Here is a 14,304-nt window from a genome sequence, read left to right as displayed (position 1 = left end):
GGTCGATGTATCTTACAGCAATTGTTGCCAATCGCCCGCAAGGACACCGCCGCCTACGCTTCTCTTCCCCTCTCAACAATGTCAAAGAGCATGTCTCAGTAGAGACTGGAAAGAACCTCACGCACCCCGGCTCTCCTTGTAGGAGACCAGAGCCTGAAGCTTTCCCGGCAGCAACTCCTCAGAACCGCGCCGTCGATGAACCCTATTTAGGCGAAGTCAGGACCGATGTCAACAGCATTCGACAAGAATTTGAGAGCTCTTCTCGAACCAATACTGCAGCCGCACAAGTACAGACACAGAATTCCCGTTCACAGAAATGACATCATCTCTGCGCTGACCTTGCTGCCAGGCTCAACACCCGCAGCCCATGCCGGACAAGAACCGCCAGAGGAGCCGAAAAGCGGCTTCGAAAACCTTCGAACCACCGATGCTCATGGCAAGGCCGGAGAAACCCTCCAGGCCACACACCAACACGACCAAAACCCGGAGCTTCACGCTCCAGGTCGAACAAACCCGCCATGCTGGAAAACAACCCCTCAGACCCAAACAGCCCAAAGGAAGCGCCGATATAAACAACCCCAGACAGTTTGCAAGACCTTTGTCAAAAATGGCCCTGATGCAAACAATCTCATAGAAGGAGAGTGAGATGTTCCCGTCGGAATTCCCTTAAAAGATATGGTGTTTCTTTCAGCAGTTGCAAGATGCAGCCCCATAGCTGACGCCGTGCCGAGCTTCTAAATGTGAACAGGAGTATCTTGCTGGCTGCATCGCGGGACAGTGCAAGGCGGATGATGTGTTTGTTATATGAGCGAGGCAGTAATGGCTGCTCGGGCGCAGCTAAAGAGTTATACTGGGCACCCCAGGAGATGAGGCTTCCTTGACATATAGCGTTCCACCAACTGATCACCCTGCACTGAATAGCACAATCGCTGAGCTTCTCGTCGAAGCGATCACGGACATTGCTCTTGCTGTTCTCGATGCCGATGGGCTCATTGCCAGTTGGAACAAAGGAGCAGAGCTTATCTATGGCTGGAGCAAAGAGGATGCTGTCGGGAAGCCGGTCACCCTTCTTTATGGACCTGACGCCCCATCGCACGAAAAACTACCCCAGGAGCTTCAGTTGGCCCGAGAGAGAGGACGCTACGAGGCCCAGGGCATAAGATCACGCAAGGATGGCTCCACCTTCATGGCCAGAGTCACGCTCACTCCAATAGAAGGGCCCAACGCCACGAATAGCGGCTTTGCCATGGTCACCCGCGACATTACGGAGTGGATCACGGCCGAAGAAGCCCTCAGAACACGGGAAGCCCATCTGCGGTCCATCCTGGAGACGGTTCCGGATGCTATGGTCGTTATCGATGAGCAGGCTTGCATTCAGTCGTTCAGCGCAACGGCGGTTCGTCTCTTCGGCTATGAGCCGGACGAGCTTATTGGCGACAATATCAAGATCCTCATGCCGAATCCCTATCGGGAACAGCACGACAGCTACATGCACCGTTATCTGAGGACGGGGGAGAGGCGGATCATCGGAATCGGGCGCGTTGTCGTCGGACAACGTAAGGATGGCTCTACCTTCCCCATGGAGCTAGCCGTAGGCGAGATGCGCTCCGGAGGGATCCGCTACTTCACGGGCTTCATCCGGGATCTGACCGAACGACAGCAGACAGAAACGCGGTTACAGGAGCTTCAATCCGAGCTCGTCCATATGTCCCGCTTTACGGCGCTGGGCGAGATGGCTTCTACACTTGCACACGAAATCAACCAACCTCTGACAGCAATCACCAACTATCTGAAAGGCTGCCGCCGGATCCTGGAACGCATGGAAGGAGATGCGGTTCCCACGCTCCGTGACGCGGTCAACGAGGCTGGAGAACAAGCCCTGAGAGCAGGGCAGGTGATCCGGCATCTGCGCGAGTTCGTCGCCCGCGGCGAGAGCGAGCGACATGTCGAGAACCTGCCCAAACTGATTGAGGAGGCAAGCGCACTTTCCCTCGTGGGAGCCAAGGAACAGGGCATCCGGGTCGCCTTTCAGTTCGACCCGGATGCCCCCTACGTTTTAGCCGATCGAATTCAGGTTCAGCAAGTTCTGCTCAACCTGATCCGGAATGCCATAGAGGCCATGCAGGAAAGTACGCGTCGGGAGTTGAAGATTGCGACTGCAGTCGTTGATGATACTCATGTCGAGCTGATCGTCGAGGATACGGGCCCAGGGCTTGCTCCTGAGGTTGCCGCGCAGCTGTTCCAACCCTTCGTGACAACCAAGAAGCACGGGATGGGCGTTGGCCTATCGATCTGCCGAACCATCGTGGAGTCGCATGGCGGAAAGATCTGGGCGGATTCAAAGCAGGGTGAGGGAACGACTTTCCATTTCACCCTCAGAACGATCAAACGGGAGGAGTTGGCGAATGACGAGTGATGTGGCCGTGCACGTGGTCGATGATGATGTTGCGGTACGCAAGTCACTAGCCTTCCTTTTGGCATCGGAGGGACTTCCTGTGCGCCTGCATGAATCGGCTTCCGCCTTCCTTGATGAGGTCTTGAGCGCCGAGGGAGGCTGCATTGTCACGGATGTGCGCATGCCTGGGATCGACGGCATCGAGCTGATCCGGCGCCTGAAAGAGCGTGGCATCACGCTGCCGATCATCGTGATTACCGGTCATGCCGATGTTCCGATGGCTGTCGAGGCTATGAAGGAGGGCGCCATCGACTTCCTGGAGAAGCCATTCGGAGATGAGGTTTTCCTGACAACCGTGCGCGAGGCTCTCTCCCGGCACGAGAAGAGCAGCCACCAAGACGCTCAGGTAGCACAGATTAAGGCCCGTTTCGAGGCGCTCTCGGAGCGGGAGCGGCAGGTTCTCAATGGCCTCGTAGCCGGCAAGGCCAATAAGGTCATCGCATACGATCTTGGCATCAGCCCACGCACGGTGGAGATATACCGGGCTAATGTGATGGCGAAGATGCAGGCGCGAAGCCTGTCGGAACTCGTCCGTCTGGCATTGCTCATAGACGCGAGCTAGTCCCTTAAGGGATATTTCTGAATATAGTTTGGACCCGCATTGTGCATAATCCGCATGTTGGCAGGTTGCGCTCAGCCCCAGCCACATCCAAGGGTCAAGCAGATTTAACGATGTCTCAGCTCACGGGACCTGTCATCGTCGTGGACGACGATGCGGCGGTCCGCAACTCACTGAAGTTTGCCCTGGAGCTAGAGGGCCTGTCCGTGCGCCTCTTCAAGGATGGCGCCGAACTCCTGGCCGCGACCGATCTGCCTCAGAACGGATGCTTCGTCATTGACTATAACATGCCGGGGATGACTGGAATTGAGCTGGTCGACAAGCTTCGGCAGCGTCACATCGAGAACCCTGCGATCCTTATCGCGTCCCAAGTCAGCGATGACCTCCATGGCCGAGCGGCGCGGTCCGGCTTCCGCAGTGTCCTTGAGAAGCCTCTCCACGACAGCGACCTGCTCGACAGCATCCATGCTGCTCTGGCGTAATCCCTAGAAATAAGCCTTAGCGTTTGCCGTCTTGCTCGTACGGGCAGAGCGCCTTTTCGCGCGAAATCCTACCCATTACGAAAACCCTTGAGCCCTGCAACTCTTCACAGCTGTAGGGCTCAAGGACTCGTTCGTGCCGCATTAGATAGTTAGAGAACCACGCCTCGACTATACGTTCAGACGCTCCAAAGCCGCCTTGTTGCTCAGCACCACGTGGCGGGCTGAGGGAAGCTCGATGACGCCTTGACGCTCGAGCTGTGTGAAGGAGCGGGAAACGGTCTCGATCGTCAGACCAAGGTGGTCGGCAATGTCGGTGCGCGACATGGGCAAATCGAGAGCGTCGTCGTCAGCCGTACGTTCGGCCATATCGAGGAGGAAGGTGGCGATTTTTTCGATAGCCGACTTGCGACCCAGCAGCAGCATGTGGTTCTGGGCCCGGACGAGGGAGCGCATCATGCCCATCGTGATGTCCTGGACAAGCTGGGTGTCACTGCACATCAGAGCGCCTAGGTTGCTGCGCCGGTAAGCAATGACGACGCAGTCCCCGACTGCTTCGGCACAGAACCGAACGCGCAGCCTTGGGTAGGGCAGCCAAAGCCAGGGCAGGGGTGTACATGGCCACGACGTGCTAGGCGACAGTTCCAACCACGGCCTCCGACGGGCGCATCCGATGTCTTGCGAATCTGAGGAGACTTGCCAGGGTGTGCTGGTTCTCTTGCAGGTGCCGCTGCTCTATGTTTCCCGGTGAGGTGTTGGTCCTCGAACTTGGGAGCCGGGCATGAAACCTGTTGTCATTGCCGTCGCGATCACCGGATCGGTTCCGCGCAAGAAGAACAACCCTGCCGTACCGATCACGCCGGCCGAGCAGATCGAGTCGACGCGCCAAGCCTATGAGGTCGGTGCCACGCTCGTGCATATCCATGTACGCGACGACGACGAGACGCCCTCATCCGATCCGGAGCGCTTCGCCGCTGTCAAGGCCGGGATCGCCGAGCAGTGCCCTGGGATAATCATCCAGTTCTCCACCGGGGGGCGAGGTCGAGATCCGAGCCAGCGCAGCAGCGCCCTGTTTCTGCGCCCTGACATGGCATCCCTGTCCACTGGGTCGGTCAACTTCCCGACCATCGTGTATGAGAACCATACGATTCTCGTCGAAGAAATGGCCGGGAAGATGAAGGAGTTCGGGATCCGGCCGGAGATCGAGATCTTTGACCTGTCCCATCTCCATGCCGCAAGGCGGCTGGCCGACAAGGCGCTGTTGGACGAGCAGCCACATATCCAGTTCGTCATGGGCGTTCAGAACGCGCTACCTGCCGAGGAGCGACTGCTCGATGTGCTCCTGAAGGAGGCCAAACATCTATTCCCAACCTGCACCTGGACGGCTGCGGGCATTGGCCGGCATCAAGCCAGGGTCATGGATTGGGCTCTCACGCGAGGCGCCGATGCGGTCCGCACTGGGCTTGAGGACAATATCCGTATATCCAAGGATCGTCTTGCCGTCAGCAACGCCGAACTGGTGGAACATGCGGTGCTTGCGGTTGAGAGGCACGGGCATCGCATCGCCACGCCGGATGAAGCGCGTATGCTCCTCGGCTGCCAGCCACTGGCTGGCAGCTAGAGCATATAGCGCAGCGTCTCACTACTAGAGCGCAACAAGGGCAGGAACCGCCCCTCCATGTCCTCAGCCGAGACGCGCCCGGCCTGCGCGCTGAGATTCAGCGCAATCGTAACCTTGCCGTTTCTGTGAACGACCGGAACGGCGATAGAGCGGAGCCCGTACTCAAGTTCCTCGCTCACCAGGGCATAGCCTTGGGCGCGGGTCGCTTCCAGGACAGCCCTGAAGGCCGCCTTGTCCGTGATCGTCTTCGGTGTGCGAGCCTCCAGCCGAACACGCTGTAGATACGCATCGATTACGTCATCCGGCTGATGCGCCAGAATTGCGCGGCCCAGGGCAGTACAATGGGCAGGGAGGCGACTTCCGACCCCCAGCCCGATTGACATGATCCTGCGGGTAGCCGAGCGAGCGATGTAGACGATGTCGTCCCCATCGAGGATTGCCGCCGAGCTCGATTCCCCAGTTTCTTCGGAGATCCGCTCCAGGAAGGGCTGTACCTGAGCCGAGAGGGAGGCAGAGGAGAGATAGGCGTAGCCAAGCCTTAGGATCCTCGGCGTGAGGCTGAAGTATCGTCCGTCGAACTCGGCGTAGTTCAGCTTTGTGAGTGTCAGCAGATAACGCCGCGCAGCCGCGCGGGTGATCCCGGTCAGCTTCGCCACATCGGATAGAGTGAGCCGCGGCCGGTTAGCATCGAAGGCTTCGATGACCAGCAGGCCTTTCTCGAGGCTTGCAACGAAGTCACGGTCTCCGCTGCCCTGATCTACGATCAACTCGTCCTGCATTCTCTACTCCGGGAAGTGTTCTGGACTTTGGTAGCCTTGACACGCTGTGGGAGAACCGTACTACATGTGCGATATGAATTTCAATGTGCGCTATGCGAACATAGCTGTAGACGATGAGATGAGGCCTCAACCCTGAACAGAGTTGAGGCGTCCCGAGAAGACTGTAGCTTGTGGTAAAAGGCGGAGTCTGCGCGCTGATCATGGCCTTCCGGGCCTAGCGTCGACGCCGGCTCGCTGCATTAAGGTGAGGCATGGCATTTGCACGTGTGAACGGCATCGTTCTCCATCATCAGGTGCTCGGACTATCTGAGAGCCCAGTTCTCGTCTTCATCAACTCTCTCGGAAGCGATCTGCGGATCTGGCAGGAGGTCGTTCCGGCGTTCACCGAGCGGTTTTGGGTCATCCTCTACGACAAGCGGGGACATGGCCTTTCGGACGCGCCGCCCGCGCCGTACAGCATCGACGACCATACGGACGATCTTCTCGCGCTCCTTGATCACCTTGGAATCGTGAAGGCGTCCTTCGTCGGGCTCTCGGTTGGCGGCATGATCGCGCAGCGCATGGCCGTGCGGGTGTCTGAACGCGTGCAATCCATGACCCTCTGCTGCACGGCAGCGAAGATTGGTACGGCGGAGCTTTGGGCGGACCGGATCAGCGCCGTCGAGACGGGCGGCATCGAGCCGATCGCTGACAATGTCCTCCAACGCTGGTTCACTCCCCAGTTTCATCAGGCGCGACGGGACGATCTCGCCGGATGGCGCAACATGCTGGTCCGCACCCCAACCCATGGCTACGCAGGCACCTGCGCGGCGATCCGCGATGCGGATCTCAGGCCGGATGCAGGCCGAATTGCCGTACCGACCCTATGCGTGGCAGGCGACCAGGATGGCTCCACGCCTGCGGACGTGGTCAAAGGGACCGCCGATCTTATCCCGAATGCCCAGTTTGCGCTCATTGGAGGGGCAGGGCACATTCCCTGTGTCGAGAGACCCGCTGAACTGTCGGGGCTTATCAAACAGCATCTTCGGGAGGCGGGACTTGGCTGAGAAGAACGGGAGCGAGCGCTACAAGGCCGGCATGGCAGTTCGCCGCCAAGTGCTTGGCGACGCCCATGTAGATCGGGCGACGGCCCAGATCACGGATTTCGACGCCGACTTTCAGACCTTCATTACCGAAGGGGCCTGGGGATCAGTCTGGTCGCGGCCGCATTTCACCAAACGGGAACGCTCCATCGTCACCATCGCGCTCCTTGCTGCTTTAGGCCAGGACGACGAGGTCGCCATGCATGTCCGCGCGACCCGGAATACGGGCGCGACGAAAGACGACATCAAGGAGGCGTTAATGCACGTGGCCGTCTATGCCGGTGTGCCCGCGGCCAACCACGCCATCAAGATCGTCAAGAAAGTCTACGCGGAAATGGAAGCAGATCCCGAGCCTCGCAAGTAGCAGGTCGGGTTTGGGCGCAGAGCCTTGTCGGGCGCTGCAGGGAGAGCCAGGAATGTCGGATCAAGGATCATTCTATCAGCGGGATCGGAGCTGGCATCCGGCCGCGTTCACGCCTCAGTACAAGACGTCGGTGCTGCGCTCGCCGCAATATCCGCTGCTGTCGCTCGACAATACCATTTCTGAAATGACCGGCCCCCGGTTCGGCCACAACAAGATCGGGCCGCTAGACAACGATCTCATCCGCAACTTTGCGAAGACGGGCGATCCTATCGGGCAGCGCATCATCGTCTATGGCCGCGTGCTGGATGAGAATACCCGCCCGGTTCCAGGCGCACTGGTTGAGTTCTGGCAGGCCAATGCTGGAGGGCGCTACCGGCACAAGAAGGAAACCTATCTCGCCGCCATCGATCCCAATTTCGGCGGTTGCGGGCGCGCCATCACCGATGAGGAAGGTCGCTACTGCTTCCGGACCATCAAGCCTGGCGCCTATCCCTGGCCGAATGGCGTCAACGACTGGCGCCCGGCGCACATTCACTTCTCGATCTTCGGCCACGCCTTCGCCCAGCGACTCATCACGCAGATGTATTTTGAAGGCGATCCGATGATCTGGCAGTGCCCGATCGTCTCGACCATTCCCGACAAGGCAGGCATCGAACAGCTGATCGCCGCGCTCGACCGCAACGCCACACTGCCTATGGATTCGATGGCCTACAAGTTCGACATCGTGCTGCGCGGGCGCCGCTCGACCATGTTCGAGAACCGGATGGAGGGTAACTGATGGTTCAGAAGCTCACGACGTTGAAGGAATCGCCCTCGCAGACGGCCGGCCCCTACATCCATATCGGCGCCATCCCGAACTGGGTCGAGATCACGGGCGTCTGGGAGGAGGACCTTGGCCTCGTCCTCGTTGGCCCGGATACGAAGGGCGAGCGGATCATCATCAAAGGGCGCGTGTTCGATGGCAGCGGAACGCCGCTCAAGGACGCGCTGATCGAGATCTGGCAAGCGGATGCCGACGGACTCTACAACAGCCCTGAAGAGAAGCGCGGCAAGGCTGATTCGAATTTCGTCGGATGGGGGCGCCAGCCGACGGACGGCATCACGGGCGAGTACCGCTTCGAGACGATCAAGCCCGGCCGCGTGCCCTACAAGGATGGGCGCCCGATGGCGCCGCACATCACGTTCTGGATCGTCGCCCGCGGCATCAATATCGGCCTGCATACGCGTCTGTATTTCAGCGATGAAGAGGCTGCCAATGCGGAATGCCCAGTCCTCGCCCGCATCGAGCACAAGCACCGGGTTCAGACCCTGATCGCCACCCGCGGCGACGAAAGTGGGCTGCCTACCTACACCTTCGACATTCACCTGCAGGGTGAGAAGGAAACCGTGTTCTTCGACATCTGATCATCGACCTGAGAGCGCATCATGGCCAAGTTTCAGAGCCTCAAGGAGGCTATCACTGAGAACCTGCGCGACGGCGACACCGTCGCGTTCGAGGGTTTCACTCATCTCATTCCCCATGCCGCAGCCCATGAGGTGATCCGGCAGGGGGTCAAGGATCTCACCCTGATCCGCATGACACCCGATATCATCTATGACCAGGTAATCGGCATGGGCTTGGCGAAGAAGGTGATCTTCTCCTATGCGGGCAATCCGGGTGTCGGCCTCCTGCGCCGGATGCGCGATGCCATTGAGAACAGCTGGCCCCGGGCCATTGAGACCGAGGAGCATAGCCACGCGGCCATGGCCAATGCCTATGAGGCCGGTGCGGCCGGGTTGCCCTGCGCCGTCTTCCGCGGGTATCGCGGAGCGGGCCTGAAGGAGGTCAATGCGTCGATCAAGAGCATCACCTGTCCTTTTACCGGCGAAGAACTCGCCGCGGTGCCGGCCCATCGTCCGGATGTGGCTGTCATCCATGCCCAGAAGGCCAATCAGCGCGGCGACGTGCTGGTCGAGGGCATCATCGGGGTGCAGAAGGAGGCCGTGCTCGCCTCCAAGCGTTCGGTGGTCACGGTCGAGGAGATCGTGGAGGATTTCGACGACCTTCACCCCAATCTCTGCGTGTTGCCGCATTGGACCGTCTCGTCCATCGCTCACGTTCCAGGCGGTGCACATCCATCATACACGCACGGCTATTACGACCGCGACAACGCGGCCTATCTCGAATGGGACAAGATCTCCGCCGACCGCGATCTCTTCACGGCCTGGATGAAGGAGAACGTGCTGGACGCAGGGCCTGAGGCCTTCGCTAACCGGGTGAAGGGATTGTAAGATGACGAGCCTCTCCGACTTCACCCCCAATGAGATGATGACGATTGCGGCGGCGCGCTTCCTGTCCAACGACGACGCCTGCTTCGTCGGCATCGGGGCTCCGTCGGCCGCCTGCAATGTCGCGCGGCTCACCCATGCCCCGGATATCACGCTGATCTACGAGAGCGGCACCATCGGCACCGCGCCCAACGTGCTGCCGCTCTCCATCGGCGACGGCGAACTCTGCGAGACGGCAGTGACCACCGTATCGGTGCCCGAGATGTTCCGGTACTGGCTCCAGGGCGGACGCATCTCCATCGGCTTCCTGGGAGCCGCCCAACTCGACCGCTTCGGCAATATCAACACCACGGTGATCGGCGACTATCATAAACCGAAAGTGCGCCTGCCCGGCGGCGGCGGTGCGCCTGAGATTGCCACCTCCTGCAAGGAGGTCTTCATCACCATGAAACAGGCGACCCGCGGCATGGTGGAAAAAATCGACTTCTTCACCTCCTTCGGGCACGGCGAGGGTGGCAACCATCGCGAGCGTCTCGGCATCACCACCAAGGGCCCTACGCTCCTAATCACCGATCTGGCCATCTGGAAGCCGGACCCGGAGACGAAGGAATTCACGGTGGTGTCGATGCATCGCGGGGTGACCCGCAATATGGTTCAGGAGACCTGCAGCTGGAAGGTGCGCTTCTCCGACCGACTAGAAGAAACACCTCCGCCGTCCGATCTCGAACTCACCACCCTGCGCGAGCTTCAGGCCAGAACCGAGCGGGCCCATGGCGGCAAGAAGGGATCTTAAGATGCGTGAAGCCTTTATCTGCGCCTATGTGCGCACGCCCATCGGCCGTTATGGCGGCTCCCTGTCGAGCGTGCGCGCTGACGACCTCGCCGCAGTGCCCCTAAAGGCGCTTCTGGAGCGCCATGCCAACCTCGATTTCGAGGCGGTGGACGACGTGATCTATGGCTGCGCCAACCAGGCCGGCGAGGACAACCGTAACGTCGCCCGCATGGCAGTTCTGCTGGCAGGTCTTCCTGGGTCCACAGGCGGAACGACCATGAACCGCCTCTGCGGTTCCGGCATGGATGCCGTCATTGCCGCTGCCCGCGCGATCAAGGCGGGCGAGGCGGAGATCATGATCGCCGGCGGCGTCGAGTCCATGTCGCGGGCACCGTTTGTCATGCCCAAGGCAGATTCAGCTTTCTCCCGCAATGCCGAGATTTTCGACACGACCATTGGCTGGCGCTTCATCAACCCGCTGATGAAGCAGCAATACGGCGTCGATTCCATGCCGGAGACGGGCGAGAACGTGGCGGCCGATTTCGGCATCTCTCGCGAGGACCAGGACGCCTTCGCCCTGCGCTCACAGAGGAAGGCCGCCACCGCTCAGGCGAATGGCCGCTTGGCACAGGAGATCGTGCCCGTCACAATCCCTAAGCGAAAAGGCGATCCGGTCATCGTCGACAAGGACGAGCACCCCCGCGGTGACACCACGCTTGAGCAATTGGCAAAGCTACCCACGCCGTTCCGCAAAGAGGGCACAGTGACCGCCGGCAATGCCTCCGGTGTAAATGACGGTTCGGCCGCCTTGATTGTCGCCTCCGAGGATGCGGTCAGGAAGTACGGTCTCGAGCCGATTGCCCGCGTGCTCGGCGGAGCGACGGCTGGTGTGCCGCCACGGATCATGGGCATCGGACCGGCGCCATCCACGAAAAAGCTCTGTGCCCGCCTCGGCCTCAAGCCTACCGACTTCGACGTGGTGGAACTGAACGAGGCTTTCGCCAGCCAGGGCCTCGCCGTGCTTCGCGAACTCGGAATCCCGGAGGATGCCGAGCATGTGAACCCGAACGGCGGCGCCATTGCGTTGGGGCACCCTCTCGGCATGTCAGGAGCACGCATCACAGGCACAGCAGCGCTTGAGCTGAAGCTCCGCGGCAAGAAGCGCGCCTTGGCCACCATGTGCGTTGGTGTGGGGCAGGGCATTTCCATTGCCCTCGAGGCTGTTTAAGCTTCCAGGCCATGATGACACAGACGCTCCCATATCCTTTGCTGCAGGCCCTCGTCGGTGACGAGGAGGTAGGGGCGCTGTTCTCCAACGAGGCTGAACTCTCGGCGATGCTGCGCACCGAGGCCGCCCTTGCTGAGGCCGAGGCTCGGGTGGATCTGATCAGCGATGAAGCGGCAAGGCGAATTGCAGAAGCCTGCGGCTCTTTTCAACCCGATTGGACCGGGTTGGCCGCGGGTCTGGCACAGGACGGTGTCATCGTTCCAGCCTTCGTCAAGCAGCTTCGAACCGCTGTGGGCGAAGCTCACGCCAAGGCAGTGCATTTCGGCGCGACAAGCCAGGACATCATCGACACGGCTCTCATGCTTCGCCTGAAGGGCGTGGTCGAGATCTTTAGGCATCGGCTCGATGTGCTGACCCAAACCCTGCGGGGCCTAAAGGATCGCGATGGTGCGACGCCCCTGATGGCGCATACGCGCATGCAGCAGGCACTTCCTTTTGCGGCCGCCGACAAGATTGATACCTGGATCCAGCCGCTGGAGCGGCACAGGGAGGTTTTGGACGTCCTTGTGCCGCGGCTCCTTGTGGTGCAACTCGGCGGTCCTGTCGGCACCAGGGCCGAATTAAAAAGACGTGGCGATGCCGTTTCCAATTCCATGGCCGAGATCCTCGGTCTCGGCTCAGCGCCATCCTGGCATTCCCAGCGTGATCGGATCGGCGAGTTCGCGGCCTTCCTCTCGCTTCTCTCTGGAACCCTGGGAAAGATCGGCCAGGACGTTGCTTTGATGGCACAGAATGAAGTGGGCGAGGTGCGGCTTGCGACGGGCGGCGGCTCCTCGGCCATGCCGCATAAGTCTAATCCCGTTCCGGCAGAAGTGCTCGTGGCGCTGGCCCGGTTCAATGCAGGTATGCTCGGCACCCTTCATCAGGCGCTCGTTCATGAAAACGAGCGGTCCGGCGCCGCTTGGACCCTCGAATGGATGGTGCTGCCGCAGATGGTCGTCGCAACCGCTGCGGGCTTGAGAAGCGCTCAGGCTTTGGTCAGCGGGATGAGTTTCTGTGCCTCGAAGATCAGGAGTTAACTCCCTTCAAGCATCTCCGACGATGGCAGTGATCCGGCCTGAACCGCCGCAATCCGAACAGGTCTTCTCTCCGAGACGACCGGATCCGCTGCAAGTCGGGCAAATGTTCTCTCCGGTCTGCTTGGTGCCCGGTGCATCCTCGTCGCCAGGGTTCTTTCGGTCTGTGTCGGACATGGGCGCCTCCTTGCGAGTGTAACGTCATGTTGCCTGGGAGGTTTCTGCTATCGTGCTTTGTAAGGACGAGCTTTGGGTCAGTTGAGGCTGTCAGGTCTCAGCCAAAGCGTTTTCATATTGTCCGTTGCACAGCCGAGGTCCATTCTGTCCAGAAAGGGCCGTGGCAGCGGCCATCAGGAGGAGACCGCCATGCGTACGAAGGTTGCCATTATCGGCTCGGGTCCGGCCGGACTCCTGCTGGGACGGCTCCTGGAAAACGCTGGGATCGAAACCGTCATCCTGGAGCGCCGAAGTCAGGAATACGTCCTGGGGCGCATCCGTGCCGGCGTTCTGGAACAGGGCACGGTCGAACTCCTGGACAGGGCGGGCGTCGCCGAGAAGCTGCATGCGGAAGGTCTCGTGCATGAGGGCGTCGAGTTATGTTTCGATGGCGACCGTCATCGCTTCAACTTCCAGGAATTGATCGGCTGCACGGTCACCGTTTATGGACAGACGGAGGTCACCCGCGACCTCATGCAGACCCGTGACCGTTCAGGCCTGACGACCATCTATGAAGCAGAGAACGTCTCCCTCCATGACTTCGACGGCGATGCGCCGAAAGTGCGCTACGTCAAGGATGGCGTCGAGCACGAGCTTGCCTGCGATTTCATTGCCGGCTGTGACGGCTATCATGGAGTGTCTCGCGCCAGTGTCCCTCAGAATGCGCTGCGAACCTTTGAGCGGGTCTATCCCTTCGGCTGGCTCGGCATCCTCGTCGACAAACCGCCGGTTTCCGACGAACTGATCTACGCCCATCACGAGCGCGGCTTTGCGCTCTGCTCCATGAGGTCGCCCACCCGCAGCCGCTACTATGTCCAGGTGACTTCCAGCGACAGGGTAGAGGAGTGGTCCGATCAGCGCTTCTGGGACGAACTTCGGCGACGCGTCGACGAACAAACGGCTGACAAACTGATGACAGCTCCGTCGATTGAGAAATCCATTGCACCCTTAAGAAGCTTTGTGGCCGAGCCTCTCCGTTTCGGTCGCCTGTTCCTTGCAGGCGATGCGGCTCATATCGTACCGCCAACCGGAGCCAAGGGCTTGAACCTCGCCGCCAGCGATGTTGCCGCCTTGGCGGAGGCTCTGGTCGAATACTATGCCGAACGGTCCTCAGCCGGAATCGATGGCTATTCCGCGCGCGTCCTGTCCCGGATCTGGAAGGCTGAGCGGTTTTCCTGGTGGATGACGTCGATCCTCCACACCTTCCCGGATACAGATTCCTTTGGCAGGCGCATTCAAAGAGCGGAATTCGAGTATCTCAGAAGCTCCACGGCCGCGGCACGCTCTTTGGCCGAGAATTATACCGGACTGCCATTCTGAACTCGCTCTCCATGGAAAACCTGTATGAGAGCCGCCGAAGGCCTCATGGAAAGCCGGATAAGGGCAGATATTTAGGCCCCGCATA

The 14,304-nt window shown here is 60.1% G+C and carries 17 protein-coding genes; 14 read left to right on the top strand and 3 right to left on the bottom strand.

Features of this window, described 5'->3' with window-relative positions:
• From VB618_RS10165 to VB618_RS10150, 4 genes are all read left to right on the top strand, one after another.
• Nucleotides 1–320, top strand: a 320-nt coding sequence (locus VB618_RS10165) for a hypothetical protein (RefSeq protein ID WP_329796506.1), incomplete at its 5' end; no start/stop codon positions are given.
• A 557-nt stretch (nucleotides 321–877) separates the two neighbouring features.
• Nucleotides 878–2,416, top strand: a complete 1,539-nt coding sequence (locus VB618_RS10160) for a PAS domain-containing sensor histidine kinase (protein WP_442931736.1) — start codon at nucleotides 878–880, stop codon at nucleotides 2,414–2,416.
• Entirely contained in the window at nucleotides 2,406–3,017 is a 612-nt protein-coding gene (gene fixJ, locus VB618_RS10155; RefSeq protein ID WP_329796505.1) for a response regulator FixJ, read from the top strand. The genes VB618_RS10160 and fixJ overlap by 11 nt, the downstream gene beginning before the upstream one ends.
• 110 nt (nucleotides 3,018–3,127) lie before the next feature.
• Entirely contained in the window at nucleotides 3,128–3,496 is a 369-nt protein-coding gene (locus VB618_RS10150; protein ID WP_329796504.1) for a response regulator transcription factor, read from the top strand.
• 168 nt (nucleotides 3,497–3,664) lie between these two features.
• On the opposite strand, the gene VB618_RS10145 is transcribed toward VB618_RS10150, so the two are convergent.
• Nucleotides 3,665–3,994 (bottom strand): helix-turn-helix domain-containing protein, encoded by a 330-nt coding sequence (locus VB618_RS10145; RefSeq protein WP_329796503.1) that lies wholly within the window; start codon nucleotides 3,992–3,994, stop codon nucleotides 3,665–3,667.
• 280 nt (nucleotides 3,995–4,274) lie between these two features.
• Between VB618_RS10145 and VB618_RS10140 the strand changes: the two genes are divergently transcribed.
• On the top strand, nucleotides 4,275–5,114 hold the full coding sequence (locus VB618_RS10140; RefSeq protein ID WP_329796502.1) for a 3-keto-5-aminohexanoate cleavage protein: 840 nt from the start codon (nucleotides 4,275–4,277) through the stop codon (nucleotides 5,112–5,114).
• Here the strand turns inward: VB618_RS10140 and VB618_RS10135 are convergent.
• Complete coding sequence (locus VB618_RS10135) at nucleotides 5,111–5,893, bottom strand: IclR family transcriptional regulator (RefSeq protein ID WP_329796501.1); 783 nt, start codon at nucleotides 5,891–5,893, stop codon at nucleotides 5,111–5,113. The genes VB618_RS10140 and VB618_RS10135 overlap by 4 nt on opposite strands.
• 251 nt (nucleotides 5,894–6,144) lie before the next feature.
• Here VB618_RS10135 and pcaD point away from each other — a divergent pair, with 251 nt between their 5' ends.
• The 8 genes from pcaD to VB618_RS10095 are packed head-to-tail and all read left to right on the top strand — an operon-like array spanning nucleotide 6,145 to nucleotide 12,686.
• Complete coding sequence (gene pcaD / locus VB618_RS10130; protein ID WP_329796500.1) at nucleotides 6,145–6,939, top strand: 3-oxoadipate enol-lactonase; 795 nt, start codon at nucleotides 6,145–6,147, stop codon at nucleotides 6,937–6,939.
• Nucleotides 6,940–6,970: 31 nt separating this feature from the next.
• Nucleotides 6,971–7,339: a 4-carboxymuconolactone decarboxylase gene (gene pcaC / locus VB618_RS10125; protein ID WP_442931745.1), complete on the top strand. Its 369-nt coding sequence runs from the start codon at nucleotides 6,971–6,973 to the stop codon at nucleotides 7,337–7,339.
• Between the two features lie 52 nt (nucleotides 7,340–7,391).
• Entirely contained in the window at nucleotides 7,392–8,117 is a 726-nt protein-coding gene (pcaH, locus tag VB618_RS10120) for a protocatechuate 3,4-dioxygenase subunit beta (protein ID WP_329796498.1), read from the top strand.
• Complete coding sequence (pcaG, locus tag VB618_RS10115; RefSeq protein ID WP_329796497.1) at nucleotides 8,117–8,743, top strand: protocatechuate 3,4-dioxygenase subunit alpha; 627 nt, start codon at nucleotides 8,117–8,119, stop codon at nucleotides 8,741–8,743. Before pcaH ends, pcaG begins: the two co-directional genes overlap by 1 nt.
• 21 nt (nucleotides 8,744–8,764) lie before the next feature.
• Nucleotides 8,765–9,610 carry a CoA transferase subunit A gene (locus VB618_RS10110; RefSeq protein ID WP_329796496.1) on the top strand — a complete coding sequence of 282 codons (846 nt, stop codon included), beginning with the start codon at nucleotides 8,765–8,767 and terminating at the stop codon, nucleotides 9,608–9,610.
• A gap of 1 nt (nucleotide 9,611) precedes the next feature.
• Nucleotides 9,612–10,400: a CoA-transferase subunit beta gene (locus VB618_RS10105; protein ID WP_329796495.1), complete on the top strand. Its 789-nt coding sequence runs from the start codon at nucleotides 9,612–9,614 to the stop codon at nucleotides 10,398–10,400.
• 1 nt (nucleotide 10,401) lies between these two features.
• Nucleotides 10,402–11,607, top strand: a complete 1,206-nt coding sequence (gene pcaF / locus VB618_RS10100) for a 3-oxoadipyl-CoA thiolase (protein WP_329796494.1) — start codon at nucleotides 10,402–10,404, stop codon at nucleotides 11,605–11,607.
• 11 nt (nucleotides 11,608–11,618) lie between these two features.
• Nucleotides 11,619–12,686, top strand: a complete 1,068-nt coding sequence (locus VB618_RS10095; protein WP_442931735.1) for a 3-carboxy-cis,cis-muconate cycloisomerase — start codon at nucleotides 11,619–11,621, stop codon at nucleotides 12,684–12,686.
• A gap of 6 nt (nucleotides 12,687–12,692) precedes the next feature.
• Here the strand turns inward: VB618_RS10095 and VB618_RS10090 are convergent, their stop codons facing one another.
• A complete protein-coding gene (locus VB618_RS10090; protein ID WP_329796493.1) occupies nucleotides 12,693–12,860 on the bottom strand; it encodes a hypothetical protein in 168 nt (55 codons plus the stop codon).
• A gap of 189 nt (nucleotides 12,861–13,049) precedes the next feature.
• Here VB618_RS10090 and pobA point away from each other — a divergent pair, with 189 nt between their 5' ends.
• On the top strand, nucleotides 13,050–14,219 hold the full coding sequence (gene pobA, locus VB618_RS10085; protein WP_329796492.1) for a 4-hydroxybenzoate 3-monooxygenase: 1,170 nt from the start codon (nucleotides 13,050–13,052) through the stop codon (nucleotides 14,217–14,219).
• The last annotated feature ends 85 nt before the right edge of the window (nucleotides 14,220–14,304 follow it).

This window comes from Microvirga sp. CF3062 (assembly GCF_036314045.1).
Lineage (GTDB): Bacteria > Pseudomonadota > Alphaproteobacteria > Rhizobiales > Beijerinckiaceae > Microvirga.
The sequence above is the reverse complement of the archived record's forward strand: the minus strand, read 5'-3'. Positions and strand labels throughout refer to the sequence as shown.

Excerpts from the sequence above, each read along its gene's own strand:
- VB618_RS10150 (WP_329796504.1), top strand. The coding sequence starts at position 3,128 with ATGTCTCAGCTCACGGGACCTGTCATCGTCGTGGACGACGATGCGGCG.
- VB618_RS10145 (WP_329796503.1), bottom strand. The coding sequence starts at position 3,994 with ATGTGCAGTGACACCCAGCTTGTCCAGGACATCACGATGGGCATGATG.
- VB618_RS10105 (WP_329796495.1), top strand. The coding sequence starts at position 9,612 with ATGACGAGCCTCTCCGACTTCACCCCCAATGAGATGATGACGATTGCG.
- VB618_RS10135 (WP_329796501.1), bottom strand. The coding sequence starts at position 5,893 with ATGCAGGACGAGTTGATCGTAGATCAGGGCAGCGGAGACCGTGACTTC.
- pcaH (WP_329796498.1), top strand. The coding sequence starts at position 7,392 with ATGTCGGATCAAGGATCATTCTATCAGCGGGATCGGAGCTGGCATCCG.
- pobA (WP_329796492.1), top strand. The coding sequence starts at position 13,050 with ATGCGTACGAAGGTTGCCATTATCGGCTCGGGTCCGGCCGGACTCCTG.
- VB618_RS10095 (WP_442931735.1), top strand. The coding sequence starts at position 11,619 with ATGATGACACAGACGCTCCCATATCCTTTGCTGCAGGCCCTCGTCGGT.
- pcaF (WP_329796494.1), top strand. The coding sequence starts at position 10,402 with ATGCGTGAAGCCTTTATCTGCGCCTATGTGCGCACGCCCATCGGCCGT.
- VB618_RS10110 (WP_329796496.1), top strand. The coding sequence starts at position 8,765 with ATGGCCAAGTTTCAGAGCCTCAAGGAGGCTATCACTGAGAACCTGCGC.
- fixJ (WP_329796505.1), top strand. The coding sequence starts at position 2,406 with ATGACGAGTGATGTGGCCGTGCACGTGGTCGATGATGATGTTGCGGTA.
- VB618_RS10140 (WP_329796502.1), top strand. The coding sequence starts at position 4,275 with ATGAAACCTGTTGTCATTGCCGTCGCGATCACCGGATCGGTTCCGCGC.
- pcaC (WP_442931745.1), top strand. The coding sequence starts at position 6,971 with ATGGCAGTTCGCCGCCAAGTGCTTGGCGACGCCCATGTAGATCGGGCG.
- VB618_RS10090 (WP_329796493.1), bottom strand. The coding sequence starts at position 12,860 with ATGTCCGACACAGACCGAAAGAACCCTGGCGACGAGGATGCACCGGGC.
- pcaG (WP_329796497.1), top strand. The coding sequence starts at position 8,117 with ATGGTTCAGAAGCTCACGACGTTGAAGGAATCGCCCTCGCAGACGGCC.
- pcaD (WP_329796500.1), top strand. The coding sequence starts at position 6,145 with ATGGCATTTGCACGTGTGAACGGCATCGTTCTCCATCATCAGGTGCTC.